Source organism: Tannerella sp., assembly GCF_052170195.1.
Classification (GTDB): Bacteria; Bacteroidota; Bacteroidia; order Bacteroidales; family Tannerellaceae; genus Tannerella.
The window spans coordinates 32,472-43,690 of the sequence record NZ_JBQNAZ010000026.1 but is presented as its reverse complement, the minus strand read 5'-3'; the positions used below and the strand labels follow the sequence as shown (position 1 = coordinate 43,690).

The 11,219-nt window shown below is 50.9% G+C and carries 6 protein-coding genes; all 6 read right to left on the bottom strand.

The annotated features are described in order from the left end of the window. Positions 1 to 402 precede the first annotated feature (402 nt). The 6 genes from ACTTKA_RS08195 to ACTTKA_RS08170 all read right to left on the bottom strand — a co-directional run bounded on the left by ACTTKA_RS08195 (position 403) and on the right by ACTTKA_RS08170 (position 11,213). On the bottom strand, positions 403 to 729 hold the full coding sequence (locus ACTTKA_RS08195) for a DUF2149 domain-containing protein (protein WP_074451948.1): 327 nt from the start codon (positions 727 to 729) through the stop codon (positions 403 to 405). Continuing rightward, positions 726 to 1,328, bottom strand: a complete 603-nt coding sequence (locus ACTTKA_RS08190) for a MotA/TolQ/ExbB proton channel family protein (RefSeq protein ID WP_442713593.1) — start codon at positions 1,326 to 1,328, stop codon at positions 726 to 728. The genes ACTTKA_RS08195 and ACTTKA_RS08190 overlap by 4 nt, the downstream gene beginning before the upstream one ends. Then, on the bottom strand, positions 1,325 to 2,029 hold the full coding sequence (locus ACTTKA_RS08185; RefSeq protein ID WP_442713594.1) for a hypothetical protein: 705 nt from the start codon (positions 2,027 to 2,029) through the stop codon (positions 1,325 to 1,327). The genes ACTTKA_RS08190 and ACTTKA_RS08185 overlap by 4 nt, the downstream gene beginning before the upstream one ends. 1 nt (position 2,030) lies before the next feature. Then, the gene (locus ACTTKA_RS08180) at positions 2,031 to 6,590 is read right to left on the bottom strand and encodes a cobaltochelatase subunit CobN (protein ID WP_442724649.1); all 4,560 of its coding nucleotides are present in this window, start codon (positions 6,588 to 6,590) and stop codon (positions 2,031 to 2,033) included. 24 nt (positions 6,591 to 6,614) lie between these two features. After that, positions 6,615 to 8,864 carry a TonB-dependent receptor gene (locus ACTTKA_RS08175; RefSeq protein WP_442724648.1) on the bottom strand — a complete coding sequence of 750 codons (2,250 nt, stop codon included), beginning with the start codon at positions 8,862 to 8,864 and terminating at the stop codon, positions 6,615 to 6,617. A 114-nt stretch (positions 8,865 to 8,978) separates the two neighbouring features. Then, positions 8,979 to 11,213, bottom strand: a complete 2,235-nt coding sequence (locus ACTTKA_RS08170; RefSeq protein ID WP_442724647.1) for a TonB-dependent receptor — start codon at positions 11,211 to 11,213, stop codon at positions 8,979 to 8,981. Positions 11,214 to 11,219: the final 6 nt, after the last annotated feature.

Genomic DNA, 11,219 nt, shown 5'->3' with positions numbered 1-11,219 from the left:
TAAAGGGCTTCGAGTAAGATGATTTTGTCTTTTTGAGTTTTACCGGACAGCAATATTTTGAAGCCTTCTTCTCGTAGGGCATAGAGATATATTTTTGTGTGGTGCTCGACGACCGATGTACGCGCCATAGGGATGGATACTGTCCTAAAAAAGTGTGTAATTTTCATCCCGAACGTAGTGAAGAATCCTACAGGGAAGAGGAAAGGAAAGATTCTTCGCTCATGCTTTGAATGGACAGGGAAAGGGAGAATAGGTCGATAATGTAGACGGGCGAACCGCTGTGCTCGCCCGTCATACCGCCGACATGTATATCCCGCCTTCAAAGGGAATGCATGAATGCCCCCAACAAATCAACAACTAAACATCTCAACGCCCCGAAGGGAGTAACCATTGACCGCCGTGCTATTCGGGGACGTAGATGATTTCGCCGCTTTCGAGCTGGTAGGCGGTGCCGACACGTTTACCTCGCGAACTTTTGTCGGACGGGCTATCTTCCGAAGGCGTATACTTTTCGATTTTCTCGCCTTTCTTGGTGATGATTTCCATCTTCTCCGTGCCGGGGTTCTTGACCATCGTGAAGTCTTCTTTCGAGAACATCTCGGTCATATTAAACCGTGCCACAAGCGCGACCATCAGCGCTACGGCAAAGACCATCGCGACGTCGAAGAGATTGCCTACTACGCTCATCGGATCGTTATCGTCTTCTTTCTTGAGCAGATTCCGTTTCATGCCTTGTTCCGTTTTTCGGTGATCAGTCCGGCGATAAATTCGAGATTCGTCATATCTTGCAGATACCAGCGCTGTTTAACCTGCTGGGTGATGAATCCGATGGCGCTTGAGAAGAGTCCGACCACGGTGGTGGCAAAGGCTACCTGCATGTTGTAGGCCATCGAAGCGATATCGCCCGTCGACAGTCCTACGAGCGCGGGTCCCATGGGGATAAGTGTGCCCATGAGTCCGAGCATCGGCCCTAATTTGGCCAAGGTTTTGGAGACGGACAAGTCTTTGTCGGCCGCGATTTCAAAATCGGCCAGCAGACGTTGCACGTGCGCGGGACTATCTTTGAGGGCCAGCAGGCGGCGCATGTAGACGGTCACGAGCGAAGCATTGCCTTTGGGTAACCGCTCGGCGAAATCGTCGAGCCGGTCACTGCTCAATGTTTCCAATTCGGGACGGATGGTTGCTTCGTTTTTGCGAATGGCGAGGTATTGTCCGAAGAAGCCTCCGATCAGCAGCAAGGCGCGGATGAAAAGGAGGATCAGCAACACGATGACGGGCACGAGCAGCCCGGTAGATATCCAGTATAAAATATCGGAGATATAGTTCATTTTTCTTTATTTTTACGTAGTTTATAATATCGTTTGATACGGGCTATGAAGAAGCCTCCTATGGTTCCGACGAGGGTCAGCGCGGTTAATCCGGCCAGCGCACTCCAGTCGATTACGGTGTTTCCCGTCACGGCCGTGCGGCCGTTGACGGTGGTGATGACGCCCAGCACCGCGATCAGGGCGTTGGCCAGAAACAGCAGTTCGAGCCTCAGTTCTTTTTCGGGCAACAGGCGTTGCAGCACAAACGTACCCGCGGGAATCAACACCAGCACTCCCGCGGCCATGCTCCACGCGATGAGCGGGAACGAAACGCCCGGGAAGGAGAAGATCAGCGCAACTAATCCGCTGAAAAGAACCGGGAAGATGAGCAGTCCCGGAAACCAGCGCAGCGCTTTGTAGCTCCACAGCGTGCGTTTGCGTATGCGACCGGTGGTCATTACATGCGCGGCCAACATGCAAAAAGCCATCTGAAGAACGACCTCGATGCTTAACACGACGGAGGTGTCGAGCATCAGCGCCGGGTTCGACAGCCAGTCGGCAATCTGTGTCTTCGACTGTTCGATGGCATAAGGCCAGATCAGCCCGACGAACAAGGCACAGACAAAGGCAATCACCAGCATAGACCACCATTTGCGATACGTTTGCTTCAACATGAAGTTGAAGCAAACGAGTATCATCAGGACGACTACGACGGTCTCCATCTTATTCCCGCATTTTTTTGCGGCGATGACGCACAAGCCATATCAACACAATGACGGCCAGCGCCACGACAGCAGCCACAATCGCATTGTTCAGCACGTTCGTCTGTGATTGCGCACCGGACGAAACGTCTTCTTTCTTCATCACCATGTTCTTTTGGTTGCCCGAAGCAGCGGCCTCACGTATCTGATTGATGTGCTGTGTGTACTGTTCGGCCGACGGCGTGTCGGTCTTCGAGGCGATGAACTGCCGCAACTTGGCATTGTCGCAGACAAAGCCGGAGCACGACGGTTTGTATTTGTTCACCAGATCGGTATGCAGCTTGGCAATGTCGGTGATCTGTTGCTCGGTGGCTTGCCACATCCCTTTGCGGATGGTTTCCATCATGACGGCCGTGATTTCTTCGAGCGCCGCCGGGTTTTGGGTCTCGAAATATTCCTGAACGCCCAACTCGAACTTATCCTTGACATATACATTATATATTTCGTCCCACATTTCCTTGTCGATGGCTGCCGGTTTCATCACGTTCCATCCGTAGGTGTTCTGTACGATCTCCGCGAACGCGCCTGCTCCGCCGGCCTCGCCTTTCATCTTTTCCTTGATGTAGGCAGGGTTGAAGATCGTCGTCCGGCTCTCTACGCCGATGGCTTCTTTTACCTCCTGCATGCGGAAGTTGTTACGGTTGCGGTAGTCGCTCAGGTAAGCGTCGGGGTCTTTTCCGGTGACGTTGCGTACAGCCAGATTCAGTCCGCCCATAAATTCGTACACATGATCGAGGCTCAACGCTCCCCACGTATTGCTTTGGCGCGGCTGGATGACGGCATCGGTGCGGGTCAGCGCCGCCTCGAAAGCGAATTGGCGGAATGCCTCCCAGTTCTTCTCGCTGCCGTAATATGCGCCCATATTGTTCAGGTACGTGTCGGCGATTTCTTTTTCACTCTCCCAGCGGTCTCCGCTCATCACCATGCCTTGAATGCCGGTGCCGTAGCCGCCGTTCATTCCCCCGAAGACCCGGAAGGTCGAAATCTCACGGGCGTCTTTCGGCGTAAGACCCTTTTCGATCAGCGTGCGCTCGGCTTCTACCACGCCGGCAGCCACCTGATTCTCGAATTTCTCGTCCTTGGCCGCCGCCGCCATTTCTACGGCGCGGTTGATCAGGAAGAGACGCGAAGCGGCAAGGTCTCTCAGCTGACCGCTCGTCTGCACCACCACGTCGATACGCGGCCGTCCCAGTTCTTCCGACGGGATGAGCTTCAAGTCCGTCACCCGTCCGAAAGCGTCGCGTAACGGTTCTACGCCCAACATATACAATACCTGAGCAATCGTCGCTCCCTCCGTCTCGATAAACTCGCCGCTCCACAGCGTGTAGCTCACCTTGCGAGGGATACTGTCGTTATGACGGCGTCTGTACAGCTCAATCGTGTTGTTCGCCATCTGTATGCCTTTTTCCCAGGCGGCCTCGCTCGGCGTAGCTTCTGCATTGATGCCGTAGAGGTTGCGTCCGGTGGGCAACGTGTTCGGATTGACGATCGGGTCTCCTCCCGGCGACGGACGGGTGTATCCGCCGTTCATGGCGTTGATCATCGAATGCAGTTCCTTCTCCGGGCTTTCCCGCAGCGCTTCTCTGTAATGTCCCACATTGCGGATGGTACGCTCTACCTCCATGATAGCCAGCGCAAAGTTAATTTCCTCCTTCGTATATTCTTTTTTCTTCGGCATGCTGCCACCCATCATGCCGCTCATACCTGCCGGCATGGCTTTTCCGTGAGCCGATGCGCTGTCTTTTCCTTTGGCAGCCATCTTCTCTTTCATCGCCTGCGGCATTTCTCCGTGCGCTTTCGCCATTTCTTTCATGGCTTCAGGCATTTGACCGTCTGCTTGGGTCATCTTCTCTTTCATCGCCTGCGGCATTTCTCCGTGCGCTTTCGCCATTTCTTTCATGGCTTCAGGCATTTGACCGTCTGCTTGGGTCATCTTCTCTTTCATCGCTTGTGGCATTTCACCGTGTGCATTGGCCATTTCCTTCATAGCTTCAGGCATTTGACCATGGTTCCTTTGGGACACTGTTGTCGGCTTTCCTTTCATATCCGAAGCGTCGGCGTGCACTTTGGCTTCGGCCGGAGCCTCGCGTTTCATGCTCATCATCATCTCCATCATCCCTCCGGGCGATTTGCGCGACTCTTCTATCTCTCGCGCTTTGGCCAGTTCGGAGGGAGTGACGCCTGCGGTACGACAGATCAGTTCGTCCGATGCCAGAGCGGGGTTAGCCAGCAGACGCGTAACGAGTTCGCGCGCCGGATTCATGTAATGCTGCGTGAACAACGCGCGATGTTTGACCGTCTGCTCATCGGCGCGTCCGCGCAGTTTATCGAGTGCGAGCAGGCTGTAGGCAATCGGGTCGGTAGCCATCGCGTAGACACTGCTGGTGATGCGGATGTCTTCGTAAGGTACTCCCATCGTGTAGAGTTGCCCCGTTATTTTTTCCATTGCCAGCTCTTCGGCAAAATTCTCGATGCGGAGGATGTCATCTTCGGAGTAGGGAACGGTCATGACGCTGTCCAAGCCCAACTCACGATGAATGCCTAACTTCACCGTCGCCGCTTTTACGGCCAGCGACGCACGATGCAGATCGGCCTCGTTACGGGTGTCTTTTTTCGCATGTTCGTGGTCGTGTTCTCCGCCACACGAGCAGGCTCCCTCCATATTGTTATAAATCTTAATGCGCTCCATGAGTTCGCGGTAGATGCCTCGCACGCTGCTTTCCATAAACGGAGGCGTCAGGTATGATTGCAGTCCGGCGTATGAGCGACGTTTGGCTGTCATGCCTTCTCCCACATTGCCGATGGTGTAGATGTAGAAGTGCGGCACGGCGCCCACGAGCCGGTCGGGCCAGTCGTTGCTGCTTAACGCCACCTGTTTTCTCGGCGTAAATTCCAGACTGCCGTGTGTCCCGAAGTGCACCAGAGCATCGGCCTTGAATCCGAACTGCATCCAGAGATACGAAGCGATGTAGGTATGAGGGGGGGCGGCATCTGTACCGTGCACCACCTTGAAGTTATCGTTGCCACGACCGGCTGCATTTTGCGGCATCAGCACCACATTGCCTAATTGCAGGCGTGCGATGCCCAAACGTCCGTCCTCTGTGGCCATATACGAGCCGGGGAACTCGCCGAATGCAGCGACGACCTCCGCGTACTTATCGGGGCGGATGACTTTCTTCACCCAGCTTTCGTAATCTTCTTTGGTGATCAGCTCCGGCTGACCGGTTTTCATAAACTCGTCGAGCGCTCCTTCGGCGTATGCGCCGAACACAGCCCCGTGAGCTTGTATCATGCGTTCCAGCTCCTTCGATGAGGCGGGAAGCCCTTCCACTTTGTAGCCTTCGCGTTTCATGCGTACCAACAGGTTATAGAGCGAAGGCCCTACCTCCATTCCGCCAGCCGACAGGGCATTTTGTCCCGGACCTTTGTAATATACGATAACCACCCGCTTTTCGCTGTTCGGCTTACGTTGCAGGCTGAGGTAATTATTAATTGTTTCCACGAATGTTTCGAGCCGTTCGGGAATCGCGAAGGCGTGATGCATTCCTTCCTCGTCCTTGTAATGCCCGAAAACGACGAACGGACGGAGCGCCCCGTCAATCTCGGGGGTAACCACGCTTTGAGAGAGGAACCCGCCGTTCATACCCATTTTGTCATCCTCCCATTTCTCCACGAGCCGGTTGGCATTGAGCGGAGCAAACAGCGGAATGTTCTGTTGCGCCAGATAGTCGACGATATAGTCGCCCATACGCCCGTGCGCCATATTGATGACGGCCGAAGGTTGTACCGAGTCGATGTGATGGTTGCTGACAAGGTTTTTCATATTGCGTACCGGATAGACTACATTGCCCGTTTCTTCCAGCCGGCGGATCAAGTCGGCCGGCTGCCCCATCGGGCCGGTGATGATGATACGCGGCGCTCCTTCCTTGAGCAGTCCGTGCTTTTGGAGGAACGCATGATATTCGGCAATCGAATTGAAGCCGAGCTCCTCCTCGTCCGGCTTGCCCGGAACGGCATGGTAGAGCATGTCATTGGCGCGCTCTACGACAGCTTCCGGCTCATGGAGCGAAATCTTTTTGCCGTCGATGTATTTACGCACGTAGTTAAGCAAGCTCCGGTAGTTGCGTCGTCCGCCGTTGTTCAGGTACTGTTTCAGGGTATCGGCCTGAAGCGAGTCGATGGAGATAATTTTGTTCGCCGGATTGGTCACTGCCGTAGACAAGACAGGCAGCCCTTCGTCTGCCGCCTTCTGTATCTGTGCCCGCTGTTCTTCGGTGATACGCAACCCCATCGCATTGATAAAGACCATGTCGTAACCTTTGAGCTTATCCAGCTCTTCGGTATCGACCGTTGCAATTTTAATAAACGAATTGTCATTGGCCTTGTGAATCTCGCCCAAGGTAATGATCTGATAATTGACAAAAGCCACTTTGGTGGCAGACATCCACTTGGAATATACAAAGAACGCCGCTGCCAATATGACAGCGACGATCCCTCCCCATAAATAAATTTTACGTTTCATGTTTTATATTGTTTCTGCTTATCATTACTTTCCGATCAGTTCGGCTATATTGACCGACAGGTTTGCAACAAATTCCGTGCCACGTGAAAATATGGCATAAAGGTCGCTAAAATTATCGTCTTTTGTGTTAAAGAGATTGTCAATGCCGATATTCAGTGTAACACCTCTCGGAAACCGGCAAGAAGCATTGAGTTTCCAGATCATATAGTCGTTTAATTCCAATTTGGTGAAAACTCTTTTTTTGGAAACATACGATGTCGCCCAATAATCTACACCGCTCATCCATCGGCCGTTCAGACCTAAAGTAGCCCGGCAGTTACCGAACTTACGACTGTATTCGGCCTGCATAACGGCTGTATGCGGGCGTACATAGGAACTTCTTCTTCCTTTTATTTTCGTATCGTCGTACACATACGAATAAGTACCTTTCAATGTCAGATCGAATGGCAGCCGTATCTGCATATTGATGTCGGCTCCGTACGTCTTGGCAGAATCGGCATTGACATACACAAAGTCGGGATATTTTTGCTTCTTATTTTCGGAAATGCGTTGTTGCATCGCAATCCTTTTGTTGAACCAATTGTAATATCCGGTAGCGGAGATATTGAAGATGCCGGCCGTCCATTCCCCCGACAGGGAAACATGATGGCTCGTCTCGGGTTTTAAGTCGGTGCTGCCATAAATTTTAAACATCCCACCATGACTGAATTCTCCATATAATTCTTTCATTGAGGGCGAGCGAAATCCGGCAGCATATCCTCCCCGTAACGTCACGTTGCCGACTTTATACATCGCTGACAATTTCGGGCTGACATGCACTTTATACAGCGAATGATAATCCATGCGGATTCCTCCGACCAGAGTCAGGCGGTCGGTAATCCGGTAATCGTCCTGTACATACAGCACATAATTCGTGATGCTGTTGGCTGTTGTATCCTTAAACCAGTTCGTTCGCAGTTTTTCGGCGTTTACTTCGCTGCCCACAGTCAATGAATGGCGTTCGGCCAACAGCAGACTGTAATTTAACCGAACATTGTTGAGAATATCCCGGTATCTGATTTTTGTTTTATGATGATCGGCCGAATCAACATCGTCTTTAAAGTAATTGTCATAATGATAGGATAAATCCAGCCGACTGTTTTCGTTGAAGATGTAGTTCACTTTTCCACCGAACGTAAAGTCACGAAATCGTTCGCTTATTTTTCCTTCCTTTACATACAGCAACTTGTTCTGATAAAAACTGCCGTTCAACTCGGCGCTCAGTTTATCCGTAAAGTCATATCCTAATTTTTGTGCGATCGAAAAAGTTTCATATCCACGCATATTCAACTTCCCTAATTTTTTATTTACCCCGATCGAGTCACGTCCGTCGGGCAGTTCGTATAATCTTTTTGTCGGCTTTCGCTCTTCAAAGGTAAAAGGGTCTCGACGACTGAACGATGCGGTCGTCAGTGACGAAAATTTTTCCTGCCGCGTACCTAACGATACCGTATATTTCCTGTCCTTGCGGCTCGTCAGACGTGTCGATACCGTTCCGACGAACGGACGGTTCGCTTTTTTGGTGATAATATTGATTACCCCACCCAATGCATTGGAACCATAAAGTGTGGACATGGCATTTTTTACAATTTCGATCCGTTCGATGTTATCTACATTCAAACGACTGAAATCCACATTGTCCAATGCTCCTTCGCCGGCAATTCTCTCCCCGTCGATCAGGAAAAGCAAATAACGGGAGTCCATCCCCTGAAAAGAGATGGCCGGAAGTCCCGAGCCGTGTGCCGCTCCGTCGAAATGTAATCCGGGAAGTTCATATTCAAGCAAGCTCTTAAAATCCTGAGGATCGATTTTCTTGATATCCTCGGCCGTAATGACACGGGTTACTACCGGTTCGTCTTTCAACATCTTTTCACTGCGTGTGCCGGTGACGACCACTTCCGTAAGATTGTTTTTCGCTTCATCAAGCACAATATCAAGTTCCGGCTCTTTTACGGCATCCACCTCTACCGTGCGAGGTTCATACCCCGTACAGGATATGCGGAGCTTATAATTGCCCCTGTTCAATTTGATCTGAAATTTTCCTTCGACATTCGCTGCCATACCGATATTGGTACCGGTCACCATAACCGTAGCATACGGTATCGGTTCGTCTTGCCGGTTTTTTACGGTACCTTTTATAATATAATCTCTGTCCGCCGCCCCAATTTCTGTTGCATACAGGCTACTAATGGAACACAATACCAAGAATAATAAAGTAACTGTTCTTTTCATCATTTGTTTTATTGTTAAAATTTGACGATGCAAAATTCGGCAGAGAACAAGAAACCGACAATCCCTATTTTCGGGTATTTTAACACGTTATATCCCCATAAATGAGGAAAACACAACTTATAATCCGAACATATCGGCCAGATTGATGTTTACCGTACCGATCAGGCTGATGCCCTTCTGCGGTAATTGCAGTGAACTGTCTGCGGCCTTGTCTTGATAATTGAATAAGTTGTCGATGCCCACATTGACCGAGACTCCTTTAGGCATCGTCACGCCGGCATTCAAACTGCACAAGGTACGTGCGTCGTAGGTGACCGACCGATGAGTACCGTCTTTCGAGAATCGGTACGTACTCAGCTGCGAAGCCCATTGCCCGTTCAGTGCAAGATTCATACCGATTTTGCCGAATTTGCGGGAATACACGGCATGGAACGTTACGCTGTGCGGACGGACAGACGAAGTGTTTTTTCCGTTCACCTGCTCGTAGTCGTTCACGTAAGCGTATGAGCCGGTCATTGTCAACCCGAAATCCATTCGCATTTGCAAAATGGCTTCTACGCTTGTTGTTCTGGCATGTTCGGCATTGGTATATTGCCATTCGGCAGCATTTTTGTTTTTTTCTTTATACGTAATTTTATTATGAAACCGGTTGTGCGAAGTTGATACGGAAGCGTTGAATCCTCCCTGAGTGTATTCGGCCGAGAGGGAGAACTGGTGACTTGTTTCAGGTTTCAGGTCCGGATTGCCGTAAAGCATCAGGAAACCTTGCCCGCCCATATCGTATTCCTGATACAATTCTTTCAGCGATGGTGAACGGAATCCCTGCGAATAGCCGGCACGGAGCGTAACCGTTTTGGCCGGCCGGTACATCGCGGATATTTTCGGCGTTACATGCCAGTGATATTTTCGTTGATAGTCAGCACGTACTCCCACGATCACGTTGAGCGAAGAGAACGGCTTCCAGTCTTCCTGCATATAGAATGCATAGTTTTCATTTCTGGCATCGGCACTGTCTTTCATCATGTAATGTTTCAGGTATTCGAAAAATCCTTCGGACCCGATGCTAACGGTGTGATCGCCATACGTGCCCGAATAGTCGGCGCGCAGCATTTGTGTTCGGTTGCGATAATCCGTACGCTTGAATTTCGCCTTGAAAAAATCTTTATCTTTTTTATAATTGTCGTAGTTATACGATACGATCAGTCGACGATCGTCTCTGAAGACGTAATTCACTTTTGTATTGAATGCATAGTCGACGAAGATATCCTGAATTTTCCCCCCCTCGGGGACATCGCGCATGTTGTGATAGAACGACCCGCGCAGATCGGCGCTGAGCTTATCGGTAAAAGCATAGCCGAACTTCTGCGAGGCATCCCAGACCTTGTATCCGTAGACGGTTGTTGATTCGGCTTTGAGTATACTGTCTTTTGCCGTGCCGTCGGGGTTGTATAATTTTAATGTCTTACCGTTTTTATCCCCTACCGAGTACGTATCTCTTGTACGGAAAGTGATATTCGTGAGTGAGGAGAAGCGGTCTTTCTTTGTTCCGGCCGAAACGGTATATTTCTGTCCGTTCGTCCCGGCATAGCGCGCATGAATGTTCCCGATAAACGGGCGATTGGCTTTTTTGGTGATGATATTGATTACGCCGCCCAGCGCATTCGAGCCGTAAACGGTCGACTGCGATCCGCGAATAAACTCGATCCGTTCGATCTCGTCGACATTGAAGCGCGTAAAATCAACGTTATGGTCGGCTCCCTCACCGCTGATCCGCTCCCCGTCGATCAGGAACAGCATATATTCGCCGTCTACGCCTTGATACTTAATCTGCGGCATCCGGCTCATGCTGTTGTAGGTAATTTGTAATCCCGGCAATTCATATTGAAGAAGCGTCTCGATACTCATCGGGTTGAGCGCTTGGATATCTTTCTGCGAGATGACGCGGGTCAGTACCGGAACTTCTTTGAGCGGCCTTGCGATCCGTGCACCGGTAACGACGACTTCGTTCAGTTCGTTTTCCGCCGGCTTCAAGATAACGTGCAGAGGCTGTGCTCCCGTTTGCCGGTTCACCTTCACCTCTTCGGGGATATATCCGGTAAATGATACACGAAGCGTATATTCGCGCCCTTCATTCAAACGGATGGCAAACTCTCCGTTCGCATTCGTACCGGCGCCGATCGTAGCGCCTACCACCCATACAGACGCTCCGGGTAACGGATCGCCGTTTTCGTCTACCACCGTACCCTTAACCGTATACCGGCCGACCTCAAGCTCTTTGTCTTCTGCGAAAACGGTGCCCGAAGGCACCGTCAGCAAAAGCAGAAACAATATGTTACCCAAAAACGACTTCATCTTTTA